The following is a 22,414-nucleotide window of genomic DNA, read 5'->3' on the forward strand; positions in this document are numbered from 1 at the left end:
CGGGCGTTACGGACTTAACGTTTTGATCCGTAATAGACTTCGTTCCAGCGCAGCGCATCTTTAAACGCTGGCAGACGGGTGTCGTTGTCGATCACCGCCAGCTCAATGTCGTGCAGCTCGGCGAACTGGCGCATATCACTGAGATCCAGCGCGTGGCTGAAGACGGTGTGGTGCGCGCCCCCGGCAACGATCCACGCCTCGGTCGCGGTAGGCAGATCCGGCTGGGCTTTCCACAGCGCGTTGGCGACCGGCAGCTTCGGCAGCTGGTGCGGGGTCTCGACAGAATCAACACAGTTCACCAGCAGGCGGAAACGATCCCCGAGATCGATCAGGCTGGCGTTGATCGCCGGGCCAGTTTTGGTAGAGAAGATCAGACGGGCCGGATCGGCTTTACCGCCGATGCCGAGGTACTGCACGTCGAGGATCGGTTTCTCATCCAGGGCGATGGTCGGACACACTTCCAGCATATGGGAGCCGAGCACCAGATCGTTGCCGTCCTCAAAGTGGTAGGTGTAATCCTCCATAAAAGAGGTGCCGCCCTGTAGACCGGTTGACATCACCTTCATGATGCGAAGCAGGGCGGCGGTTTTCCAGTCGCCTTCGCCCGCAAAGCCGTAGCCCTGCTGCATCAGGCGCTGCACGGCGAGGCCCGGAAGCTGTTTCAGGCCATGCAGATCTTCAAAGGTGGTGGTGAAGGCGTGGAAGCCGCCTTGCTCAAGAAAGCGCTTCATGCCCAGCTCGATGCGGGCCGCGTCAATCACGTTCTGGCGTTTATCACCGTTAACCTGTGCGGCAGCGGTCAGGCGATAGCTGCTCTCATACTCGTCCACCAGCGCGCTGATATCGCCTTCGCTGATGTCATTAACCACCTGCACCAGATCGCCCACCGCCCAGGTATTCACCGAGAAGCCAAACTTGATCTGTGCTGCGACTTTATCGCCGTCGGTAACGGCAACTTCACGCATGTTATCGCCGAAACGGCACACTTTCAGATGGCGGGTATCCTGTTTCGAGACCGCGTGGCGCATCCACGCCCCGATGCGCTGCTGGGCTTTACGATCCTGCCAGTGGCCGGTCACCACGCTGTGCTGCTGACGCATCCGCGCGCCAATGAAGCCGAATTCGCGGCCGCCGTGCGCGGTCTGGTTCAGGTTCATAAAGTCCATGTCGATGCTGTCCCACGGCAGGGAGGCGTTGAACTGGGTATGGAACTGCAACAGCGGCTTGTTCAGGATGGTCAAGCCGTTGATCCACATTTTTGCCGGGGAGAAGGTGTGCAGCCACACGACGAGGCCCGCACACTTGTCGTCGTAGTTGGCGTCGCGGCAGATAGCGGTGATCTCATCCGGCGAGGTGCCGAGCGGCTTCAGTACCAGCTTGCAGGGCAGTTTGGCTTCGCCGTTCAGCGCGTTCACAACCTGTTCAGCGTGCTGCGTAACCTGGCGCAGGGTCTCCGGGCCATAAAGATGCTGGCTGCCAATCACAAACCATACTTCGTAGTTATCAAAAATAGTCATTATCGTGTCCTTAATGAGTCAGAGCGGCCTGCGACGCTGGCGCGGCTGAAGGGAGATAGTGTTGCTCGGCGCTGACCGCCCAGTGCTGGTAGCGGCGATAGAGCTGTTCAAAGCGTTGCGCCTGAGCGGGAGCAGGCTGGAGCGTGTTTTCGACGGCGCTGGCCATGTGGCGCTGCGCGGTCGGGATATCCGGATGATCCCCGGCGGCGACGGCGGCGAAGATGGCCGCGCCCAGCGCGCAGCACTGATCGGAGGCGACGATCTGCAGCGGACGGTTGAGCACGTCGCAGCAGGCCTGCATGATCACTCGGTTTTTACGGGCGATACCGCCAAGGGCCATCACGTTGTTGACCGCGATCCCCTGTTCGGTAAAGCACTCCATGATGGCGCGCGCGCCGAAGGCGGTAGCGGCAATCAGCCCGCCAAACAGCAGCGGCGCATCGGTAGCAAGGTTAAGGTCGGTAATCACCCCCTTCAGACGCTGGTTAGCGTTAGGGGTGCGGCGACCGTTAAACCAGTCGAGGATCACCGGGAGGTGATCGAGAGAAGGATTATCCGCCCAGGCCTGGGTCAGGGCGGGCAGCAACTGTTTCTGGCTCGCCCGGATCTGGGTTTTCAGCTCTGGATGCTGGAGCGCAAGCTGCTCAAGCGGCCAGCCAAGGATGCGGCCAAACCAGGCGTAGATATCGCCGAAGGCCGACTGCCCGGCCTCAAGGCCGATAAAGTCCGGGACCACGCTGCCGTCAACCTGGCCGCAGATGCCTTTCACCGCGCGATCGCCGACGCTCGGCTTATCGGCAATCAGAATGTCGCAGGTTGAGGTACCGATCACTTTCACCAGCGTGTTCGGCTGCGCCCCTGCGCCCACTGCGCCCATATGGCAGTCGAATGCGCCCCCGGCAATCACCACTTTTTCAGACAGGCCCAGACGCTGGGCCCACTCCGGGCTCAGGTTGCCCACCGGCAGATCGGCGGTCCAGGTTTCGGTAAACATCGGCCAGCTCAAATGCTTGTTGATGATGGGATCCAGCTCGTCAAAGAAGCTGGCTGGAGGCAGCCCACCCCAGCTTTCGTGCCAGAGGGATTTGTGTCCGGCGCTGCAGCGTCCGCGGCGGATATCCTGCGGGCGGACGGTGTTGGAGAGCAGGGCAGGAACCCAGTCGCACAGCTCGATCCACGAGGTGGCGGCCTGGGCGACGGCGGCATCCTGGCGGGTGACGTGCAGGATCTTGGCCCAGAACCATTCGCTGGAGTAGATCCCGCCGATATAGCGTGAGTAGTCAGTTTTGCCCGGCTGGTGACAGAGGCGGGTAATGGCCTCGGCTTCCTCTACCGCCGTGTGATCTTTCCAGAGCACGAACATGGCGTTGGGGTTGTCGGCAAACTCCGGACGCAGCGCCAGCACACGCCCCTCGGCGTCAATGGGGGCCGGCGTCGAGCCGGTGCTGTCCACGCCGATACCGCTTACCTGCTCGCGCTGGTCAGGGCTCAGCTGGGCCAGCACGCTTTTGATTGCCGCTTCCATCGACTCGATATAGTCGCGTGGGTGATGGCGAAACTGATTCCGCGGAGCGTCGCAATAACGCCCCTCCTGCCAGCGCGGATACCACTCCACGCTAGTAGCGATCTCTGTCCCGTGCTCGCAGTCTACTGCCAGGGCACGTACTGAGTCGCTGCCAAAATCGAGGCCAATTGCAATTGCCATCGTCTTACTCCATCCAAAATAACCGTATGGAGAAACATTAGAGACAGGGGCCAAAAAGCGTCAGGCAGGATCCGCTAATCTTATGGATAAAAATGCTGTGGCAGCAGAAAGTGTGACTCACTGCAAATATTCAATGTGGACATTTCTGCCGGGTTTATAGACACTTTTGTTACCCCTTTTTATCGGTGTAGATTAGTCAAAACGGGGAAAGTGCTTTTATCTGGCGGGGTTGTCACGCTGCGGTTTTTGTATCCAGCTCAAGAGAGCCGCCGCGTGGCGAAATAAAACCCAATATGGACAAATGGTTTCCTTGACCACTACCTGGAGCGCGCTGTTTATGGCTGAATTACAAACCGATCCTCTGCTGCCTGGCTACTCGTTCAATGCCCATCTCGTGGCCGGGCTGACCCCCATTGAGGCTGACGGCTATCTCGATTTCTTTGTCGATCGCCCGCTGGGGATGAAGGGCTACATTCTTAACCTGACGGTGCGGGGGGAGGGGATTATCAACAACAATGGTCGGCAGTTTGTCTGCCGCCCCGGCGATATCCTGCTTTTCCCGCCTGGCGAGGTGCACCACTATGGCCGTCACCCTGAGGCGCGGGAGTGGTATCACCAGTGGGTCTACTTCCGTCCGCGCGCCTACTGGCATGAGTGGCTAACCTGGCCGACGCTTTTTGCGCAAACCGGCTATTTCCGTCCTGACGACGTGCATCAGTCCAGCTTTAGCGAGCTGTTTGCCCAGATCATCAGCGCAGGGCAGCGCGGCGGGCGCTACAGCGAGCTGCTGGCGATCAACCTGCTGGAGCAGGTGCTGCTCCGACGTATGGATGCGATCAACGAATCGCTGCATCCACCGCTGGATAACCGGGTGCGCGACGCCTGCCAGTACATCAGCGATCACCTGGCGGATAACCACTTCGACATCGCCGGCGTGGCGCAGCACGTCTGCCTGTCACCGTCGCGGCTATCGCACCTCTTCCGTCAGCAGTTAGGCGTCAGCGTGCTCAGCTGGCGCGAGGATCAGCGCATCAGCCAGGCCAAGCTGCTGCTCAGTACCACGCGGATGCCCATCGCCAGCGTCGGGCGCAACGTCGGCTTTGAGGATCAGCTCTACTTCTCCAGGGTGTTTAAAAAGTGCACCGGGGCCAGCCCCAGCGAGTTTCGCGCCGGGTGTGAATAACGTAAAGAAACGAAATGCCGCCGCCGAGGTCTGATACAACCAGTAAACTAATCGGACAATTGCAGGCTTGACGAGGCGCTACCGGCTCTGGAGAATCCCTGCTTCGTCACTAAAACGGACAGCGTATGCAGGCATTTCTGGAACATTTTATTACTCAATCAGCGACCTACACGCTCATTGCGATCGCCCTCGTGGCCTTTCTGGAGTCGCTGGCGCTGGTGGGCCTGATCCTGCCTGGCACGGTGATGATGGCCGGACTCGGGGCGCTGATCGGCAGCGGCGAGGTGAACTTCTGGTATGCCTGGCTGGCGGGGATTGTCGGCTGCCTGCTGGGAGACTGGATCTCCTTCTGGCTCGGGTGGCGCTTTAAGAAGCCGCTGCACCGCTGGTCGTTTATGAAAAAGAACAAGGCCCTGCTCGATAAAACCGAGCATGCCCTGCACCAGCACAGCATGTTTACCATCCTTGTCGGCCGCTTTGTTGGGCCAACGCGTCCGCTGGTGCCGATGGTTGCCGGGATGCTCGATCTTCCCGTCAGCAAGTTTATTCTGCCTAACGTTATCGGCTGCCTGCTCTGGCCGCCGTTCTACTTTTTACCGGGCATTCTCGCCGGGGCGGCGATCGATATTCCTGCCGACGAGCAGAGCGGGGCGTTTAAGTGGCTGCTGCTGGGTGCGGCGCTGCTGCTCTGGATTGCGGTGTGGCTCTGCTGGCGGCTGTGGCGCAGCGGCAGGTCCGGCAGCGATCGGCTGACAAAATACCTGCCACGCGGACGTCTGCTGTGGGTTGCGCCGTTGCTGCTTGGCGTGGCGGTTATCGCCTGCGTGGCGGTGGCCCGTCATCCGCTGATGCCTACCTACTTAACCATCCTGGGTAAGGTTGTCACCGGTCACTGACGCTCAATTCCCAGCAGCGCCGAAACCGGGGCGCGGCCGCTGACCAGATCATCGGTTGCGCCGTCCCAGGCGATGCGTCCCTCGGCCACCACCAGCGCCCGGCTGGCAATGCGCGCGGCATCCTCAATGCTGTGGGAGACCATCAGCAGGGTGATGTTTTGCCGCTGGCAAATGCTCTGCACCAGGGCCAGCATCTCCTGACGCAGGGCCGGATCGAGCGCCGAGAACGGCTCATCCAGCAGCAGGATGGGCTGCTCCCGCACCAGACAGCGCGCCAGCGCCACCCGCTGCCGCTGCCCGCCGGAGAGCTGGTCCGGCAGCCGGTCTAGCAGCGTCTCCAGCCCCATCTGGGCGGCAATCTCCACCAGCTTCTGCTGCTGATCGGCATTGAGCTTCAGGCCGGGATGCAGGCCGAGGCCAATGTTCTGCCGCACCGTCAGGTGGGTAAACAGGTTATTCTCCTGAAACAGCATGGATACCGGTCGGCGCGACGGCGGCGTAGCGGTATGCTCCTGCTCGCCAATCATCATCGTGCCGCTCACCGGCTGGATAAAACCGGCGATCAGGTTGAGCAGCGTGCTTTTCCCCGCGCCGCTGGGTCCCAGTACGGCAATCTGCTCACCCGCCTCGACGGCGAGAGTAAAGCGCATCGGCAGATGCTGGTAGAGCCAGGTGACATCAGTGAGTTTTAGCATGGCGGCCCGGAAGTTTTTCAATAATGGTAAAGAGAACAAAGCAGAGCGCCAGCAGGATCAGCGCCGTCACCGCCCCGTCCTGGCTACGATAGGAGCCAATCTGCTGGTAAAGATAGAAGGGCAGCGTGCGAAAATCTTCGTTGCCAAACAGCGCTACCACCCCAAAGTCGCCGATAGAGAGCACGCAGGCGAAGGCCAGCGCCTGGGCCAGCGGTCGCCGTAGCGCCCGCAGCTCCACCACCCGCAGGCGTGCAAAGCCGCGCATGCCTAATGACTCGCACAGCAGGCCGTAGCGGGCGGTAATGTCCCGCATCGGGTTATCGAGCACCTTCTGGGCGTAGGGGATCGCCATCAGGGCGTTGGTGAAGATCACGATCCCATCCGCCGAAGTGGGCAGGCCGACCGAGTTATTCAGCAGCAGAAAGAAGCCGGTTGCCAGCACGATGCCGGGCATGGCGAGGATCAGCATCCCGCTCAGCTCCAGCGCCTGGCCCCGGCGCAGCTGTCCGCGCGCCCGCAGCTCGCGGCTGCTCCAGAGTAGCATCATGGTGAGGATCACGCAGAGCAGCCCGGCCAGCAGGGCAATGCGCAGGGAGGTCCACACCGCCTGCCACAGCACCGGCTGGGCCAGTACCTCGGGCAGGCTACGGTTTATCCCCTCGACGATCACCGCCAGCAGGGGCGGCAGCAGGAGCAGCAGCGCCAGGCCAATCAGCAGGCTATCGCTTAGCCGGGTGCGCCAGCTCTCTTCGGGATCGCGCCAGCCCTGAATCTGGCTGCTACCCACTGGAATGGCCTTGCTCAGGCGCTGGCTAAACAGCACCAGCCCCAGACAGCAGATCATCTGCAATAGCCCCAGCAGCGCGGCACGGCCGGGATCGTAGTCGAAGTTCAGGGCCTGGTAGATCGCCAGCTCAATGGTCGTCGCTTTAGGGCCGCCGCCAAGCGATAGCACGGTGGCGAAGCTGGCAAAGCAGAGCATAAAGATCAGCGCAGCCACCGGGGGGATCTGCCGTCGTAGCCACGGCCACTCAACGAAGCGGAAGAAGGCGAAACCGCGCATCCCCAGCTGGGCAGCAAGCTGGCGCTGCTCACCAGGGATCTGCTCCAGGGCCTGGAGCAGCAGGCGGGTCGCCATCGGCAGGTTAAAAAAGATGTGCGCCAGCAGAATGCCGCTCAGCCCGTAGGGCGAAAATCCCCACGGCAGGCCGAGCGAGTCGCACAGCGAGGCCAGCCAGCCCTGACGCCCATAGACGGTGAGGATACCGAATACCGCCACCAGCACCGGCAGGATCAGGGTCATCGCGCAGAGGCGGAGCAGCATCAGCCGTCCGGGAAAGCGGCGGCGATAGAGGGCGCGGGCCAGGAAAATAGCGGGCATCACCGAGAGCAGGGCGGAGAGAAACGCCTGGCCAAAGGAGAAGGCCACCACGTGGCGCAGATAGCTGTCGTGCCATAGCGCCGAGACATCGGTGGTCGGCGCGTTGAGCCAGAGGGCAAGAAACGCCGCCAGCGCGACCGCCACCAGCAGGGTAGCCGCGCTCGCGCCGGGCAGCAGCCAGCCGGGAATTAGCGGCTGGTCGCGCGAAGCCACGTGTTAATCCACTCAGCGCGTTGGGAGAAGACCTGCTGCGGCGTGAACTCCAGGGTGGTTTTCGGCTTCGTCAGCGAGTCAAAGCCAGCGGGCAGCGTCACGTTGCTTACCGGGTACATCCAGTTGCCGGTTGGGATGGCGTTCTGGAACGCCGGGCTCACCATAAACTTGAGGAACTTTTCCGCCAGCTCAGGCTGCTTGCTGGCCGCGGTGCGGGCGGCTACCTCTACCTGCAGGTAGTGGCCTTCGCTGAAGTCGGCTGCCGCGTAGTTATCCTTTTTCTCTTCGATCAGGTGATAGGCCGGAGAGGTGGTGTAGCTCAGGACCAGATCGCTCTCGCCCTTCAGGAACAGGCCGTAGGCTTCGCTCCAGCCTTTGGTGACGGTGACGGTTTTCGCCGCCAGCTTCTGCCATGCCTCAGGCGCTTTATCGCCGTAGACTTTTTGCATCCACAGCAGCAGGCCCAGCCCTGGGGTGCTGGTGCGCGGATCCTGATAGATTACCCGCCACTTCTGGTCGCTCTCTACCAGCTCTTTCAGGCTCTTCGGCGGGTTTTTCAGCTTGTTTTTGTCATAGACAAAGGCAAAGTAGCCATAGTCGAAGGGCACAAAGGTGTCGTTTTTCCAGCCGCCGGGGACGTTAACGGCATCGGCCGCCACGCCGCTTTTGGCAAACAGCCCGGTCTGACTGGCGGCGTCCAGCAGGTTATTGTCGAGGCCCAGCACCACGTCGGCCTTACTGTTTTTGCCCTCCATGCGCAGACGGTTGAGCAGCGAGACGCCATCCTCCAGCGCCACCATCTTCAGCTCGCAGTTGCAGTCGGCCTCAAAGGCTTTTTTTACCGCAGGACCTGGCCCCCAGTCGGCGGCGAACGAGTCGTAGGTGTAGACGGTGAGAACGGGTTTATCAGAAGCCGGGGCGGCAAAAACGGGGGCGGCCACAAGCAGCAGCAGCGGCAGACATTTTTTTAACACTTTGCACCTCAATAGAAAGAGAGTGGCAAAGGATTTTGAGCGGTAGCCTCAAATCCCTTCGCCGGCGTTATCCGGATCAGGTTCGACGGGTATTTTCTCAGCACACGCATCGCGCAGCACCCCGTTGAGCACGGCCTCATTGTAGTGATTATGTCAGCATTCCGAAAGCATACTTTATGGGTCGGGAGGGGCAAACCAGGCCGATTTAAAATCAAACCAGCCGAGGGTGTTCATCCGCAGGCCGCGCATGCTGCGCTGCCCCTGGATCATCAGCCAGTGATGGATCAGCGGCACAATCGCCTTGCCCGCCAGCAGTTGCTGGCACCAGGCGGCTAAATTCATCTCGCCCGCCCGCCACTGCGTGGCATCCGCCTGCCAGTCGCGGGGAATGCACTTCTGCAATAGCGGCACCTCATAGAGATGGGTAAAGAGAGAGAAATCCAGCGGTAGGGTAAAGTTAGCGCTGTTGAGCCAGATATCGCTCACCGCGTCGCCGCTGTGCCACTCCTCGTAATCTACCTCCTGGATGTGCAACGTCACCTGATGCGCAGCCAGCAGGGCGCTCATGGTTTGGGCCAGCACCCGGTGTTCGATGTGTTCCCGGTAGTAGGTCAGGGTCAGCGACTCCAGCCCGGCTGGCTTTTCACTGCCGCCCGGCCGGGTATGATGCCAGCGCGGCAGCAGGCCGTAGGCCGGGAACCAGTAGCGCTGGTGGTGCTCCTCGGCGTGAAACAGCAGGCTCGCCGGGGAGAGGATCTGACTCACCCACTCCCGCACCTGCTGGCTGGCACCGCGACGGGTGCGGGCGTCAAACAGCAGGTAGTAGCACCCCTCTTCGAGACGGCTCTCAACCGCTTTCTCCTCCCCGCCGGGCCCCTCCAGCGTCAGGCCCGCACTCAGATCGTCATTGACGTCGGGCAGCATCCAGACATTTACCTCATCGATGAGCGCACGAAAGCCAAAGTAGTCATCAAAGGCGTGGATCTTTAGCTGGTTGCTGTTATTGAGCGTGACCGCGTACGGCCCGGTGCCCACCGGCAGGCTGGCAAAGTTCTCCATGGTCGGCCACTCCTGGGGCAGGATCATCGACTGCACGTGGCCCAGCAGCCACGGTAGCCAGCTGTCGGGCTGGGAGAGATGGATATCCAGCGTCCAGGGCGTTGGGGAGACGATCTCGGTGATATGCGAGTAGAGCGGCAGGGCGTTAACCCGCTGCAGGGAGGTGATAACGTCGCTCATCTCCAGCTCGCGGCCATGGTGAAAATGAATGCCGGGGCGCAGATAAAAACGCCAGTGCAGCGGGGAGAGACGTTTCCAGTGGTGGGCGATATCCGGCTCCAGTTCCCCGTTTTCCTCATTTATCCGGGTTAGCGCGCTGAAGATCTGGCGGGCAATGTGGGTTTCCGAGCGGCGCAGGGCCGTGCCGGGCAGCAGGTTGCGTAATGGCCGGTAGTAGAGCACGCGCAGAATATGCCGACCCTGACGAAAGCTTCTGCCAAGGTGCGAAACCAGCATCTGCCGTACAGCGCTTTTATCGCCCACCAGCTGTACCAGCTGATCGATGCGATCCTGATCCAGCAGATCTTCCGCGCGCTGCTGCTGGAGCGCGAGGCCGGTATAGAGAAAGGTAAGGCGCGAGCGTTTGCCGCGACCGGCTTCCGCCTCCCACGTCAGCCAGCCGCGCTGCTGCATAGCGTTAAGCAGGGTACGCATATGGCGGCGGGAACAGCTTAGCTGCTCCGCCAGCTCGTTCAGCGTCGTTTCGCGAGATGCGCCGTTGCAGCACTGCCAGAGACGGATAAACTGTTGTTGCAGACGACCAGAGGACATAAAAGGGGAACTCCCGGCGAAAAGTCAGCAATTTATTTTTCCCTATATTAAGCCAATAATCCTTGTAGATGAAAGCGGTGCCCAACTGCTTTCATCTTGTGTGACTGAGTATTGGTGCTTATCGCCACGCCAGCAGCTATGATCCTGCTGGCTTTTTTCTTTTCTCACACGCTAAAAGGATGCTTATGCTCTGGCTGATGACAATGGGAAGGCGGCTGAACGGGGTCTACGCCGCGTTTATGATCGTCGCATTTATGATGGGCATCGCCGGAGCGCTACAGGCACCGACGCTGAGCCTTTTTCTCAGCCGCGAGGTGGGAGCCGAGCCGTTCTGGGTAGGGCTGTTCTACACCGTCAACGCCATCGCTGGGATCCTTGTCAGCCTGTGGCTGGCGAAACGATCCGACAGCCAGGGCGATCGCCGCAGGCTGATCATGTTCTGCTGTGCGATGGCGGTGGGCAACGCGCTGCTGTTTGCCTTTAACCGGCACTACTTAACGCTTATCACCTGCGGCGTGCTGCTGGCTTCGCTGGCTAATACCGCCATGCCGCAGCTCTTTGCCCTCGCCAGGGAGTATGCCGACAGCTCCGCCCGCGAGGTGGTGATGTTCAGCTCGGTGATGCGCGCCCAGCTCTCGCTGGCGTGGGTTATCGGTCCGCCGCTGGCCTTTATGCTGGCGCTAAACTATGGCTTCACCGCCATGTTCACTATCGCCGCCGGGATCTTTATTATCAGCTTCGCGCTGATTGCGCTGATCCTGCCGTCGGTGGCAAGGGTGGAGCAGCCAGCGGATGTGGCGGTCACACAGATAAGCGGCTGGCGCGACGGCAACGTGCGCAAGCTGTTTGTCGCCTCCACGCTGATGTGGACCTGCAATACCATGTACATCATCGATATGCCGCTGTGGATCAGCGGCGATCTCGGCCTGCCCGACCGGCTGGCAGGGATCCTGATGGGCACTGCCGCCGGGCTGGAGATCCCGGCGATGATCCTTGCTGGCTACTACGTTAAACGCATCGGCAAGCGGCGGATGATGACCCTTGCGGTCGCGGCGGGCGTGCTGTTCTACATCGGGCTGATCTTCTTTCATAGCGAACGCGCACTGCTGCTGTTACAGCTCTTCAACGCGGTGTTTATTGGGATTGTTGCCGGGATCGGCATGCTCTGGTTTCAGGATCTAATGCCTGGACGGGCGGGAGCGGCCACCACGCTGTTCACCAACAGTATCTCTACCGGGGTGATTTTAGCGGGGGTCATTCAAGGGGCGCTGGCGCAAAGCTATGGCCATGGGATGGTCTACTGGGCTATCGCGGGGATATCACTGCTGACGCTGGGGCTGACGATGCGGGTGAAGGATGTGTAGGCCCGGCAGGCTTAGCGCCGCCGGGCAATACAGCACTTATTTATACAGCTCTGCCGTCATATGCACGGTGTTGTTGACGTTGGCTTCGGTGATTTTATAGGAAGACGCACCGGCCTGCTCTGCCTGAACGGCGATTTTCGCTTCGGCATCATCAATGGTGGTACCGCTGGCTGTGACGCTCTGGGCAAACGCACCAAATGAGAGGGTAGAGAGGGCAACGGCGGCAACAAGCGTTTTAATCGATTTCATGGGGTGTTCCTTAAGCTTCATTTTTGTCTGGGGTCGTTAATTAGTTAACGATCGATAGATAAATGATAGGCGCGATCGGCTCTGCGCGTCAACACTATTTTATAACGAGCATTAATTAATTTAGGAAAGCTAAGGAATTCAACGCATAAAAAAACGGCGGGGATCGCTCCTCGCCGTTTAGGATGCCTAAAACCGCAAGCAAATTAGTTCATAAAAGCAGGCTGCTGCTGTTCATAGGCGGAGATAGCCTCTTCGTGCTGCAGCGTCAGGCCGATGCTGTCCAGACCGTTTAACATGCAGTGGCGGCGGAACGCGTCGATATTAAAGCTGTAGGATTTCTCCCCAGCGATGACCTTCTGCGCTTCCAGGTCTACCACGAAGGAGATGCCGGGATTGCTCTGCACCAGGCTAAACAGCTCATCCACTTCGTCATCGCTCAGCGTGACCGGCAGCAGCTGGTTGTTAAAGCTGTTGCCGTAGAAGATATCGGCAAAGCTCGGGGCAATAACCACCTTAAAGCCATAGTCGGTCAGGGCCCACGGCGCGTGCTCACGAGAGGAGCCACAGCCAAAATTCTCCCGCGCCAGCAGGATTGAGGCACCTCTATACTGCGGAAAATTCAGCACGAACTCCGGGTTCGGCTGCTCGCCTTTGTCGTCGAGGAAACGCCAGTCGTTAAACAGATGTGCCCCAAAGCCGGTACGCGTAACCTTCTGTAAAAACTGCTTCGGAATGATCGCATCGGTATCGACGTTGGCGGCGTCCAAAGGGACGACCAGGCCGGTATGCTGAATAAATTTCTCTGCCATGGTGGTCTCCTTATTTGATGCTGCGAATATCGGCGAAGTGGCCGGTGACGGCGGCGGCGGCGGCCATTGCCGGGCTGACCAGGTGGGTACGTCCCCCGCGCCCCTGGCGACCTTCAAAGTTACGGTTGCTGGTTGAGGCGCAGCGCTCGCCCGGATTCAGACGATCGTTGTTCATCGCCAGGCACATGGAGCAGCCAGGCAGACGCCACTCAAAGCCCGCCTCGATAAAGATCTTGTCCAGACCTTCGGCTTCCGCCTGGGCCTTCACCGGGCCAGAGCCAGGCACGACCAGCGCCTGAACGCCGGGCGCAACCTTACGTCCTTTGGCGATCTCTGCCGCCGCGCGCAGGTCTTCAATGCGCGAGTTGGTACAGGAACCAATAAACACCTTGTCGATGTTCACCTCGGTCAGCGGAATGCCCGGCTTCAGGCCCATATAGGCCAACGCCTTCTCCGCGCTGGCACGTTCAACCGGATCGGCAAACGACGCCGGATCGGGAATGTTTTCACCGACGGCGATGACCTGGCCTGGGTTAGTTCCCCAGGTGATCTGCGGGGCGATGTCTGACGCCTGCAACGTGACCACGGTGTCAAAGGTTGCACCTTCGTCAGTTTTCAGCGTTTTCCAGTAGGCCACCGCCTCATCGAAATCGTTGCCCTTCGGCGCGTGCAGACGGCCTCGCACATAGTTAAAGGTGGTTTCGTCAGGGGCGACGATACCCGCTTTGGCACCCATCTCAATGGCCATGTTGCACAGGGTCATCCGACCCTCCATGCTCAGCGCCTGAATAGCTTCGCCGCAGAACTCGACCACGTGGCCGGTACCGCCCGCGCTGCCGGTCTTGCCGATGATCGCCAGCACGATATCTTTGGCGGTGATGCCCGGTGCGGCCTGGCCCTGTACTTCAATTTTCATGGTTTTGGCGCGGCCCTGCTTCAGGGTCTGGGTCGCCAATACGTGCTCAACTTCCGAGGTGCCGATCCCGAAGGCCAGCGCGCCGAAGGCACCGTGGGTGGCGGTATGGGAGTCGCCGCAGACGATGGTCATTCCCGGCAGGGTGATCCCTTGCTCCGGGCCCATCACGTGGACGATGCCCTGATAGGGGTGATTCAGATCGTACAGCTCCACGCCAAACTCGTTGCAGTTCTTGATCAGCTCCTGCATCTGAATGCGCGCCATTTCGCCCGAGGCGTTGATATCTTTCGTCTGGGTCGAGACGTTGTGATCCATGGTGGCGAAGGTTTTACCCGGCTGACGCACCGGGCGATGGTGCGCGCGCAGGCCATCAAACGCCTGCGGGGAGGTCACCTCATGCACCAGGTGACGATCGATATAGAGCAGCGGGGTTTCATTTGGCGCTTCATAGACCACGTGGGCGTCAAACAACTTCTCATACAAACTCTTGGCCATGATTACACCCCTTCCGCTACGTAGCGGGCAATAATGTCGCCCATCTCATCAGTACTGACCGCCGCGCTGCCGCGGGCCAGGTCTCCGGTACGCACACCCTCTTCCAGCGCGCGGTTAATCGCGGCTTCAATGGCGTCCGCTGCATCGTTGGCGTTCAGGCTATAGCGCAGCAGCAGGGCCAGGGAGAGGATCTGGGCAATCGGGTTAGCAATGTTTTTTCCGGCGATGTCCGGGGCCGAGCCGCCTGCGGGCTCGTACAGGCCAAAGCCCTGCTCGTTGAGGCTGGCCGAGGGCAGCATCCCCATTGAGCCGGTGATCATCGCGCACTCGTCAGAGAGGATGTCGCCAAACAGGTTGGAGCAGAGCAGGACGTCGAACTGGGACGGATCCTTGATCAGCTGCATGGTGGCGTTGTCGATGTACATATGCGCCAGCTCAACGTCCGGGTACTCTTTTGCAATGTCGTTAACGATCTCGCGCCACAGCAGAGAGGTTTGCAGCACGTTGGCCTTATCGATAGAGGTCACTTTATTCCGGCGTTTGCGCGCGGATTCAAAGGCGATGCGGGCGATGCGCTCGATCTCGAAGCGGTGATAGACCTCGGTATCAAACGCTTTTTCATGCTGGCCGCTGCCTTCACGGCCCTTCGGCTGGCCGAAATAGATCCCGCCGGTCAGCTCGCGTACGCAGAGAATATCAAAACCGTTGGCGGCAATGTCTGCCCGCAGCGGGCAGAACGCTTCCAGCCCCTGGTACAGCTTCGCCGGACGCAGGTTGCTGAACAGCTTAAAGTGTTTACGCAGCGGCAGCAGCGCGCCGCGCTCCGGCTGCTGGGCCGGGGGCAGGTGTTCCCACTTCGGGCCACCGACCGAGCCGAACAGGATCGCATCGGCCTGCTCGCAGCCAGCCACGGTCGCCTGCGGCAGCGGATTGCCGTGGCGGTCAATGGCAATACCACCCACGTCGTAATGGCTGGTGGTAATGCGCAGGGAGAAACGCCCACGAATGGCTTCCAGTACTTTCAAGGCTTGCGCCATCACTTCCGGGCCAATGCCGTCGCCCGGCAAAACTGCAATATGATAATTTTTAGACATCACACGGTTTCCTGGTTGTTTTCTTTTATGGCTTTGCGCTGCAGCTCTTTTTCGACTTCATTGGCGCGCCAGATATTATTCAGCACGTGCACCATCGCGCGGGCGGAGGACTCCACGATGTCGGTAGTCAGGCCCATACCGTGGAAACGGCGGCCGTTATAGTTGACGACGATATCTACCTGGCCCAGGGCATCTTTACCATGGCCCTTGGCGCTCAGGCCATATTTCACCAGTTCGATGTTGTAGTCGGTGATGCGGTTAATCGCCTGATACACCGCGTCCACCGGGCCGTTGCCGTTAGCGGCTTCGGCTTTCACTTCATCACCGCAGGCCAGCTTCACGGAGGCGGTGGCGATATCGTTGGAGCCGGACTGCACGCTGAAGTAGTCCAGACGGAAATGCTCTGGCTCCTCCTGCTGCTTGTTGATAAAGGCCAGCGCTTCCAGATCGTAATCAAAGACCTGGCCTTTCTTATCCGCCAGCTTCAGGAAGGCGTCGTACAGGTTATCCAGGCTGTAGTCGCTCTCCTTATAGCCCATCTCATCCATGCGGTGTTTCACCGCCGCGCGACCGGAGCGGGAGGTCAGGTTCAGCTGGACCTGGTTCAGACCGATAGACTCTGGGGTCATGATTTCGTAATTTTCGCGATTCTTCAGCACGCCGTCCTGATGAATACCGGAAGAGTGAGCAAACGCGCCGGTGCCGACAATCGCCTTGTTAGCCGGGATCGGCATGTTGCAGATCTGGCTAACCACCTGACTGGTGCGCCAGATCTCTTGGTGATTGATGCGGGTTTGCAGGTTCATGATGTCCTTGCGGACCTTAATCGCCATGATCACCTCTTCCAGCGAGCAGTTACCGGCGCGTTCGCCGATACCGTTCATCGCCCCTTCAACCTGGCGCGCACCGGCATGGACGGCGGCAATGGCGTTGCCGACGGCGAGGCCTAAATCGTCGTGGGTGTGGACAGAGATAATGGCTTTATCGATGTTGGGTACGTGCTCATACAGGCCGGTAATAATATTCGCGAACTCGAAGGGCATGGTGTAGCCGACGGTATCAGGGATATTGATGGTTTTCGCCCCGGCGTTAATCGCCGCCTCAACCACCCGCGCCAGATCGGCAATTGGGGTACGGCCCGCGTCTTCACAGGAGAACTCGACGTCATCGGTATAGTTACGTGCGCGCTTGACCATATAGACCGCGCGCTCGATCACCTCGTCCAGGGTACTGCGCAGCTTGGTGGCGATATGCATCGGCGAGGTGGCAATAAAGGTATGGATGCGGAAGGCCTCGGCGACCTTCAGCGACTCTGCAGCCACGTCGATATCTTTCTCCACGCAGCGCGCCAGGGCGCAGACGCGGCTGTTTTTCACCTGACGAGCGATGGTCTGTACGGACTCAAAATCGCCTGGGGAAGAGACCGGAAAGCCTACTTCCATCACGTCCACGCCCATACGCTCAAGCGCCAGTGCAATCTGCAGTTTCTCTTTTACACTCAGGCTTGCCTGTAACGCCTGTTCACCGTCGCGTAAGGTGGTATCGAAAATGGTAACGTGCTGCTGGCTCATGGTTTAGGTCCTTGTCTGTCGGAAGTCGCCTTGTGCTACGAGCATAAAAAAACCCGCGCATTGGCGCGGGTTCTCTGTTTTAACCGGAAGCTGACTTAACTCTGTTTGTCGCCCACCAGTCCACCGCGCAATGAGGATGCGTTTAGTAGTAGTAGACCGGCGATACGAACGTTGCGAATCATGCGTCAGGCTCCAGATGAAATCGATATGCTTTTAGTGGTACTGGATATGGCAGATGATGTCAACAGCAGAGGCGGAAAAAACGATGTACGGGGGATCGCTGCGTTAGTTTATTGTGCTATTCAGGACAGCCTGGGCAAGACATTTTCATTGGTTGATTTGATACGGTTTCGGCTGGTTTCCTGTAGACATATTTCATTTACAGAAAGAGATATTTTGTCACATTGATTAGGTTGAGTTTATTTAATTGATTTAGCTGGTTTTAATGTTTTTATAATCTCTTTTTTATAGGTTATTTTACAATAATGGAACAAGTGGCATTCATTTTACCAATAATTAATTAGTTGATTTTAGATAATCTGAATTCACTTTTAAGTATATATTGCTTTGGTTATTCATGATGTTTATGTTTTCATTGCGCCCATAGCGCCAAGGGTATGCGTTGTGCAATAAAAAAGCGCAGCGTGACCTGCGCTTTTCTCGCGTACGTTTTTCTCGCGAAGTTATCCAAAATTGCCCTGTATTTTTTTAAAAATTATACGATACTGCTTTTGCTTATTTATATGCTTAATAAATCATATTTATAGCCAGGCGCGATGCTTGCCAGCAAAAGGAGTTTAGTATGACAGTGGAGTCAAAAATGTCAGAAGCCAACAGTGAATATCTCTCGGTACCTTATGATATGAAATCGAAGCTCCGGCAGGTCGATCTGAATTTATTAACCGTTTTTGATGCGGTGATGCAGGAGCAAAATATCACCCGCGCAGCGCGTAATCTTGGCATGTCCCAGCCGGCGGTCAGCAATGCGGTAGCTCGGCTAAAGGTGCTGTTTAACGACGATCTTTTCTCCCGCTATGGCCGCGGTATCAAACCTACGGCACGGGCCTATCAGCTCTTCGGCTCGGTTCACCAGGCACTGCAGCTTATTCAGAATGAACTTCCTGGCTCTGGCTTTGACCCACTAAAAAGCGAGCGCATTTTCCATATTTGTATCTGCAGTCCGTTGGATACCTACCTGACATCAACTATCTATAACCGGATTGAAAAAGAGGCACCCAATATCCATTTAGTCTTTAGCTCGGCGCTTGATAAAAACATTGAACACCAGCTGCGCTATCAGGAAACGGGGTTTGTTATTGGCTATGAGGAGTTTAAGCGCCCGGAGTTCTCATGCCTGCCACTTTTTAATGACGAAATGGTGCTGGTAGCCAGTAAAAATCATCCTCGGATCCATGCGCCGTTAAAAGAGTCGGATATTTATATCGAAGAGCATGCGGTAGTTTCCCTTGAACGCTATGCCTCTTTTAGCCAGCCGTGGTATGACACGCCGGATAAACAGAGCCGTATTGCCTATCAGGGCATGGCGCTGGTTAGCGTGCTTAATGTCGTCTCGCAAACCCATCTCGTCTGTATTGCCCCGCGCTGGTTAAGCGAAAAGTTTGCCGATAGCCTGGAGCTACAAATTATGCCGCTGCCGTTGAAGCGTAATAGCCGGACCTGCTTCCTGTCATGGCACGAGGCCGCCGGGCGCGATAAAGGCCACCAGTGGATGGAAGAGTTACTCATTGACGTTTGCCGCCGTGTATAGCTACTGATAAAACCGGATAGCTTCTATCCGGTTTATGCTACACATAGTCTCATCTGCGCTATTTTTGACTGATCTGTTATTTGCCTCTGCCTTGCCAGCAGGTGAAAAATGGATGAATCGCTGTACGCCGCCGGTTTTAAATGATGAAGCATCATCAGCTTTCCCTATCGTAGTTGAATCCACCAATAACTTTTTATTCACCTCCCGCTTCCTCTTTTTCACTGCCGTAGCGCTACTCGTTTGCTAATTGCCTGCCCCGGAATCAACGGTTAAGGTAACTGACAATGAAAAAATGCCTGGAGGCAAGTCATGGAGATGTTGTCTGGAGCCGAGATGGTCGTCCGATCGCTCATCGATCAGGGGGTAAAGCAGGTCTTTGGTTACCCTGGAGGGGCCGTCCTTGATATCTACGACGCCCTGCATACGGTAGGCGGGATTGAGCATGTGCTGGTGCGGCACGAGCAGGCAGCGGTCCATATGGCGGATGGGCTAGCGCGCGCCACGGGCGAAGTGGGCGTGGTGCTGGTGACCTCCGGGCCTGGCGCAACCAATGCCATCACCGGCATTGCCACCGCCTACATGGACTCTATTCCATTGGTAGTGCTCTCCGGGCAGGTTGCTACTTCACTGATTGGCTACGATGCCTTTCAAGAGTGCGATATGGTGGGGATCTCCCGCCCGGTGGTGAAACACAGCTTCCTGGTTAAACAGGCAGAAGATATCCCCGCCGTGCTGAAAAAAGCGTTCTGGCTGGCCTCGACCGGCCGTCCTGGCCCGGTGGTTGTCGATCTGCCGAAAGACATTATGAACCCGGCAAACAAGCTCCCCTACGTCTGGCCGGAGTCGGTGAGCATGCGCTCCTACAATCCCACCACTCAGGGCCACAAGGGGCAGATCAAGCGTGCCCTGCAGACGCTGATCGCCGCGAAAAAGCCGGTGGTTTACGTTGGGGGTGGGGCGATCAACTCCGCCTGCGATAAGCAGCTGCGCGAGCTGGCCGAAAAGCTGAACCTGCCGGTCGTCTCGTCATTAATGGGATTAGGCGCGTTTCCGGCCACCCATCGTCAGGCGCTCGGGATGCTGGGGATGCACGGCACCTATGAAGCCAACATGACGATGCACCACTCCGACGTGATCTTTGCCGTCGGCGTGCGTTTCGACGATCGCACCACTAACAATCTGATGAAGTACTGCCCGAACGCCACGGTGCTGCATATCGATATCGACCCGACCTCGATCTCAAAAACGGTGGCGGCGGATGTGCCCATCGTGGGTGATGCCCGGCTGATGCTGGAGCAGATGCTGGAGCTGCTGGCCCAGGAGGAGAGCGTGCAACCTCTCGACGACATTCGCGACTGGTGGCTAACGATTGATGGCTGGCGTGCTCGTCAGTGTCTGAAGTACGACACCCAGAGCGAGAGCATCAAGCCGCAGGCGGTGATTGAAGCCATCTGGCGTCTGACCGATGGCGATGCCTATGTGACCTCTGACGTCGGCCAGCACCAGATGTTTGCCGCCCTCTACTATCCTTTCGATAAGCCCCGGCGCTGGATCAACTCCGGCGGTCTCGGCACGATGGGCTTTGGTCTGCCCGCCGCGCTGGGGGTGAAAATGGCCCTGCCGGAGGAGACGGTGGTCTGCGTGACCGGCGACGGCAGTATTCAGATGAACATTCAGGAGCTGTCAACGGCGCTGCAGTATGAGCTGCCGGTGCTGGTGCTTAACCTTAATAACCGCTATCTCGGGATGGTAAAGCAGTGGCAGGATATGATCTACTCCGGCCGCCACTCCCAATCCTATATGCAATCCCTCCCGGACTTTGCCCGTTTGGCCGAAGCCTATGGTCACGTGGGTATCCGCATTAATCGTCCCGATGAGCTGGAAGCGAAGCTGAGCGAGGCCCTGACGCAGGTGAAAAATGGCCGGCTGGTGTTTGTCGATGTCACCGTTGACGGCAGTGAGCACGTGTATCCCATGCAGATCCGTGGGGGCGGCATGGATGAGATGTGGTTAAGCAAAACGGAGAGAACCTGATTATGCGCCGGATATTATCTGTGTTACTGGAGAACGAATCGGGTGCGCTGTCGCGCGTGATCGGCCTCTTCTCCCAGCGTGGCTACAACATCGAGAGCCTAACCGTGGCCCCGACCGACGATCCCACCCTCTCACGCATGACCATCCAGACGGTGGGCGATGCCAAAGTGCTGGAGCAGATCGAGAAGCAGCTGCATAAGCTGGTGGACGTGCTGCGCGTTACTGAGCTAGGGCAGGGGGCACACGTCGAGCGCGAGATCATGCTGGTGAAGATCCAGGCCAGCGGCTATGGCCGGGAAGAGGTAAAGCGTAACGCGGAGATCTTCCGCGGTCAGATCATTGATGTGACGCCCTCGATCTACACGGTTCAGCTTGCTGGCACCAGCGATAAGCTGGATGCGTTTCTGGCCTCTATCCGCGACGTGGCGAAAATCGTCGAGGTCGCTCGCTCCGGCGTGGTGGGCCTGTCGCGTGGCGATAAAATCATGCGTTAGGTTGAAGGCAGCGGCAAAATGAGCAGCCCGGCGGATCCCGTCGGGCTTTTTTTTGCGAAAACAGCCGGAAGGCTGAGCGAAAGCGGTTGCCGCAGTGACTATTCTGCGTTTAGATGTGATGGATTAAACCTATATTCCAAAAAAGGTTATGGAGTATCCTTTTTTCTTTGAGAGGCAATTGTGAAACTGGATGAAATCGCCCGGCTTGCCGGCGTCTCACGTACCACAGCAAGCTATGTGATCAACGGCAAAGCGAAGCAGTACCGCGTCAGCGATAAAACCGTTGAAAAAGTCATGGCCGTCGTACGCGAGCATAACTACCATCCGAATGCGGTAGCCGCCGGGCTGCGGGCAGGACGCACGCGATCGATTGGGCTGGTGATCCCCGATCTGGAAAACACCAGCTATACCCGTATTGCTAACTACCTTGAGCGGCAGGCGCGCCAGCGCGGTTACCAGCTCTTGATTGCTTGTTCGGAAGACCAGCCGGATAACGAGATGCGCTGTATTGAGCATCTCCTGCAGCGCCAGGTTGATGCCATTATTGTGTCGACGTCACTTCCACCGGAGCACCCCTTTTACCAGCGCTGGGCCAATGACTCTTTTCCTATCGTCGCCCTCGACCGGGCGTTAGATCGGGAGCACTTCACCAGCGTGGTCGGTGCGGATCAGGACGATGCCGAGATGTTGGCCGCGGAGCTGCGCACGTTCCCCGCAGAGAACGTCCTCTATCTGGGCGCGCTGCCGGAGCTATCGGTCAGCTTTTTGCGCGAGCAGGGTTTCCGCACCGCATGGAAAGACGATCCGCGTGAGGTCAGCTTCCTCTATGCCAACAGCTACGAGCGGGAAGCCGCCGCGCAGCTGTTCGATAAGTGGCTTGAGACTAACCCAATGCCGCAGGCGCTGTTTACTACCTCCTTTGCTCTGCTGCAGGGGGTGATGGATGTAACGCTGCGCCGCGATGGTCATCTGCCTGCCAATCTGGCTATCGCCACCTTTGGCGATCACGAGCTGCTCGATTTCCTGCAGTGCCCGGTACTGGCCGTGGCCCAGCGCCATCGCGATGTCGCAGAGCGTGTGCTGGAAATTGTATTGGCCAGCCTCGACGAGCCGCGTAAGCCAAAGCCTGGCCTCAGCCGTATCCGGCGCAACCTCTACCGCCGCGGCGTGCTAAACCGCATCTGATTCTCCTTCAAAACTGCAAAAGCCGGGCCAGACCGTAGGCC

The 22,414-nt window shown here is 58.4% G+C and carries 19 protein-coding genes and 1 riboswitch; of the genes, 7 read left to right on the top strand and 12 right to left on the bottom strand.

The features are described 5' to 3' along the window. Window positions 1-14: 14 nt before the first annotated feature. A complete protein-coding gene (araA, locus tag FN633_RS12325; RefSeq protein WP_042390405.1) occupies window positions 15-1,517 on the bottom strand; it encodes an L-arabinose isomerase in 1,503 nt (500 codons plus the stop codon). Between the two features lie 10 nt (window positions 1,518-1,527). Next, complete coding sequence (gene araB / locus FN633_RS12330; protein WP_154057900.1) at window positions 1,528-3,222, bottom strand: ribulokinase; 1,695 nt, start codon at window positions 3,220-3,222, stop codon at window positions 1,528-1,530. A 337-nt stretch (window positions 3,223-3,559) separates the two neighbouring features. Between araB and araC the strand changes: the two genes are divergently transcribed. Next, window positions 3,560-4,405, top strand: coding sequence for an arabinose operon transcriptional regulator AraC (gene araC, locus FN633_RS12335; RefSeq protein ID WP_154057901.1), 846 nt, complete (start codon window positions 3,560-3,562; stop codon window positions 4,403-4,405). A 125-nt stretch (window positions 4,406-4,530) separates the two neighbouring features. Beyond that, window positions 4,531-5,301 carry a DedA family protein gene (locus FN633_RS12340; RefSeq protein ID WP_042390410.1) on the top strand — a complete coding sequence of 257 codons (771 nt, stop codon included), beginning with the start codon at window positions 4,531-4,533 and terminating at the stop codon, window positions 5,299-5,301. Here the strand turns inward: FN633_RS12340 and thiQ are convergent. The 4 genes from thiQ to sgrR all read right to left on the bottom strand — a co-directional run bounded on the left by thiQ (window position 5,295) and on the right by sgrR (window position 10,394). Then, on the bottom strand, window positions 5,295-5,996 hold the full coding sequence (thiQ, locus tag FN633_RS12345) for a thiamine ABC transporter ATP-binding protein ThiQ (RefSeq protein WP_154057902.1): 702 nt from the start codon (window positions 5,994-5,996) through the stop codon (window positions 5,295-5,297). The genes FN633_RS12340 and thiQ overlap by 7 nt on opposite strands. After that, window positions 5,980-7,590, bottom strand: a complete 1,611-nt coding sequence (thiP, locus tag FN633_RS12350) for a thiamine/thiamine pyrophosphate ABC transporter permease ThiP (RefSeq protein ID WP_154057903.1) — start codon at window positions 7,588-7,590, stop codon at window positions 5,980-5,982. The genes thiQ and thiP overlap by 17 nt, the downstream gene beginning before the upstream one ends. Further along, window positions 7,566-8,564, bottom strand: a complete 999-nt coding sequence (gene thiB / locus FN633_RS12355; RefSeq protein ID WP_154057904.1) for a thiamine ABC transporter substrate binding subunit — start codon at window positions 8,562-8,564, stop codon at window positions 7,566-7,568. The genes thiP and thiB overlap by 25 nt, the downstream gene beginning before the upstream one ends. A gap of 35 nt (window positions 8,565-8,599) precedes the next feature. Further along, window positions 8,600-8,698: riboswitch (TPP riboswitch) on the bottom strand. 40 nt (window positions 8,699-8,738) lie between these two features. Beyond that, window positions 8,739-10,394, bottom strand: coding sequence for an HTH-type transcriptional regulator SgrR (sgrR, locus tag FN633_RS12360; RefSeq protein ID WP_154057905.1), 1,656 nt, complete (start codon window positions 10,392-10,394; stop codon window positions 8,739-8,741). A gap of 185 nt (window positions 10,395-10,579) precedes the next feature. Between sgrR and FN633_RS12365 the strand changes: the two genes are divergently transcribed. Continuing rightward, entirely contained in the window at window positions 10,580-11,758 is a 1,179-nt protein-coding gene (locus FN633_RS12365; RefSeq protein WP_154057906.1) for a sugar efflux transporter, read from the top strand. Between the two features lie 36 nt (window positions 11,759-11,794). Here FN633_RS12365 and FN633_RS12370 read toward each other — a convergent pair whose 3' ends face one another. The 6 genes from FN633_RS12370 to leuL all read right to left on the bottom strand — a co-directional run bounded on the left by FN633_RS12370 (window position 11,795) and on the right by leuL (window position 17,074). Further along, entirely contained in the window at window positions 11,795-12,007 is a 213-nt protein-coding gene (locus tag FN633_RS12370) for a YdgH/BhsA/McbA-like domain containing protein (protein ID WP_042390421.1), read from the bottom strand. A gap of 203 nt (window positions 12,008-12,210) precedes the next feature. Beyond that, window positions 12,211-12,816, bottom strand: coding sequence for a 3-isopropylmalate dehydratase small subunit (gene leuD / locus FN633_RS12375; RefSeq protein ID WP_154057907.1), 606 nt, complete (start codon window positions 12,814-12,816; stop codon window positions 12,211-12,213). A gap of 10 nt (window positions 12,817-12,826) precedes the next feature. Beyond that, window positions 12,827-14,227: a 3-isopropylmalate dehydratase large subunit gene (leuC, locus tag FN633_RS12380; RefSeq protein WP_154057908.1), complete on the bottom strand. Its 1,401-nt coding sequence runs from the start codon at window positions 14,225-14,227 to the stop codon at window positions 12,827-12,829. Window positions 14,228-14,229: 2 nt separating this feature from the next. Then, a complete protein-coding gene (gene leuB, locus FN633_RS12385) occupies window positions 14,230-15,321 on the bottom strand; it encodes a 3-isopropylmalate dehydrogenase (RefSeq protein ID WP_154057909.1) in 1,092 nt (363 codons plus the stop codon). Beyond that, entirely contained in the window at window positions 15,321-16,892 is a 1,572-nt protein-coding gene (gene leuA / locus FN633_RS12390; RefSeq protein WP_154057910.1) for a 2-isopropylmalate synthase, read from the bottom strand. Before leuA ends, leuB begins: the two co-directional genes overlap by 1 nt. Before the next feature lie 95 nt (window positions 16,893-16,987). Then, the gene (gene leuL, locus FN633_RS18630) at window positions 16,988-17,074 is read right to left on the bottom strand and encodes a leu operon leader peptide (RefSeq protein ID WP_103820724.1); all 87 of its coding nucleotides are present in this window, start codon (window positions 17,072-17,074) and stop codon (window positions 16,988-16,990) included. 620 nt (window positions 17,075-17,694) lie between these two features. Between leuL and leuO the strand changes: the two genes are divergently transcribed. From leuO to cra, 4 genes are all read left to right on the top strand, one after another. Further along, complete coding sequence (leuO, locus tag FN633_RS12400) at window positions 17,695-18,660, top strand: transcriptional regulator LeuO (protein WP_154057911.1); 966 nt, start codon at window positions 17,695-17,697, stop codon at window positions 18,658-18,660. A gap of 309 nt (window positions 18,661-18,969) precedes the next feature. Further along, window positions 18,970-20,694, top strand: coding sequence for an acetolactate synthase 3 large subunit (ilvI, locus tag FN633_RS12405; RefSeq protein ID WP_154057912.1), 1,725 nt, complete (start codon window positions 18,970-18,972; stop codon window positions 20,692-20,694). A gap of 2 nt (window positions 20,695-20,696) precedes the next feature. Continuing rightward, window positions 20,697-21,188 (top strand): acetolactate synthase small subunit, encoded by a 492-nt coding sequence (gene ilvN, locus FN633_RS12410; protein WP_042390433.1) that lies wholly within the window; start codon window positions 20,697-20,699, stop codon window positions 21,186-21,188. A gap of 180 nt (window positions 21,189-21,368) precedes the next feature. After that, window positions 21,369-22,373: a catabolite repressor/activator gene (gene cra / locus FN633_RS12415; RefSeq protein WP_154057913.1), complete on the top strand. Its 1,005-nt coding sequence runs from the start codon at window positions 21,369-21,371 to the stop codon at window positions 22,371-22,373. Window positions 22,374-22,414 lie beyond the last annotated feature (41 nt).

The sequence above is a fragment of the Pseudescherichia vulneris genome, from assembly GCF_902164725.1.
GTDB lineage: Bacteria > Pseudomonadota > Gammaproteobacteria > Enterobacterales > Enterobacteriaceae > Pseudescherichia > Pseudescherichia vulneris.

What these genes read in the sequence shown, in the direction of transcription:
- araA (WP_042390405.1), bottom strand. Translation starts at nt 1,517, where the DNA reads ATGACTATTTTTGATAACTACGAAGTATGGTTTGTGATTGGCAGCCAG.
- araB (WP_154057900.1), bottom strand. Translation starts at nt 3,222, where the DNA reads ATGGCAATTGCAATTGGCCTCGATTTTGGCAGCGACTCAGTACGTGCC.
- araC (WP_154057901.1), top strand. Translation starts at nt 3,560, where the DNA reads ATGGCTGAATTACAAACCGATCCTCTGCTGCCTGGCTACTCGTTCAAT.
- FN633_RS12340 (WP_042390410.1), top strand. Translation starts at nt 4,531, where the DNA reads ATGCAGGCATTTCTGGAACATTTTATTACTCAATCAGCGACCTACACG.
- thiQ (WP_154057902.1), bottom strand. Translation starts at nt 5,996, where the DNA reads ATGCTAAAACTCACTGATGTCACCTGGCTCTACCAGCATCTGCCGATG.
- sgrR (WP_154057905.1), bottom strand. Translation starts at nt 10,394, where the DNA reads ATGTCCTCTGGTCGTCTGCAACAACAGTTTATCCGTCTCTGGCAGTGC.
- FN633_RS12365 (WP_154057906.1), top strand. Translation starts at nt 10,580, where the DNA reads ATGCTCTGGCTGATGACAATGGGAAGGCGGCTGAACGGGGTCTACGCC.
- FN633_RS12370 (WP_042390421.1), bottom strand. Translation starts at nt 12,007, where the DNA reads ATGAAATCGATTAAAACGCTTGTTGCCGCCGTTGCCCTCTCTACCCTC.
- leuD (WP_154057907.1), bottom strand. Translation starts at nt 12,816, where the DNA reads ATGGCAGAGAAATTTATTCAGCATACCGGCCTGGTCGTCCCTTTGGAC.
- leuC (WP_154057908.1), bottom strand. Translation starts at nt 14,227, where the DNA reads ATGGCCAAGAGTTTGTATGAGAAGTTGTTTGACGCCCACGTGGTCTAT.
- leuB (WP_154057909.1), bottom strand. Translation starts at nt 15,321, where the DNA reads ATGTCTAAAAATTATCATATTGCAGTTTTGCCGGGCGACGGCATTGGC.
- leuA (WP_154057910.1), bottom strand. Translation starts at nt 16,892, where the DNA reads ATGAGCCAGCAGCACGTTACCATTTTCGATACCACCTTACGCGACGGT.
- leuL (WP_103820724.1), bottom strand. Translation starts at nt 17,074, where the DNA reads ATGATTCGCAACGTTCGTATCGCCGGTCTACTACTACTAAACGCATCC.
- leuO (WP_154057911.1), top strand. Translation starts at nt 17,695, where the DNA reads ATGACAGTGGAGTCAAAAATGTCAGAAGCCAACAGTGAATATCTCTCG.
- ilvI (WP_154057912.1), top strand. Translation starts at nt 18,970, where the DNA reads ATGGAGATGTTGTCTGGAGCCGAGATGGTCGTCCGATCGCTCATCGAT.
- ilvN (WP_042390433.1), top strand. Translation starts at nt 20,697, where the DNA reads ATGCGCCGGATATTATCTGTGTTACTGGAGAACGAATCGGGTGCGCTG.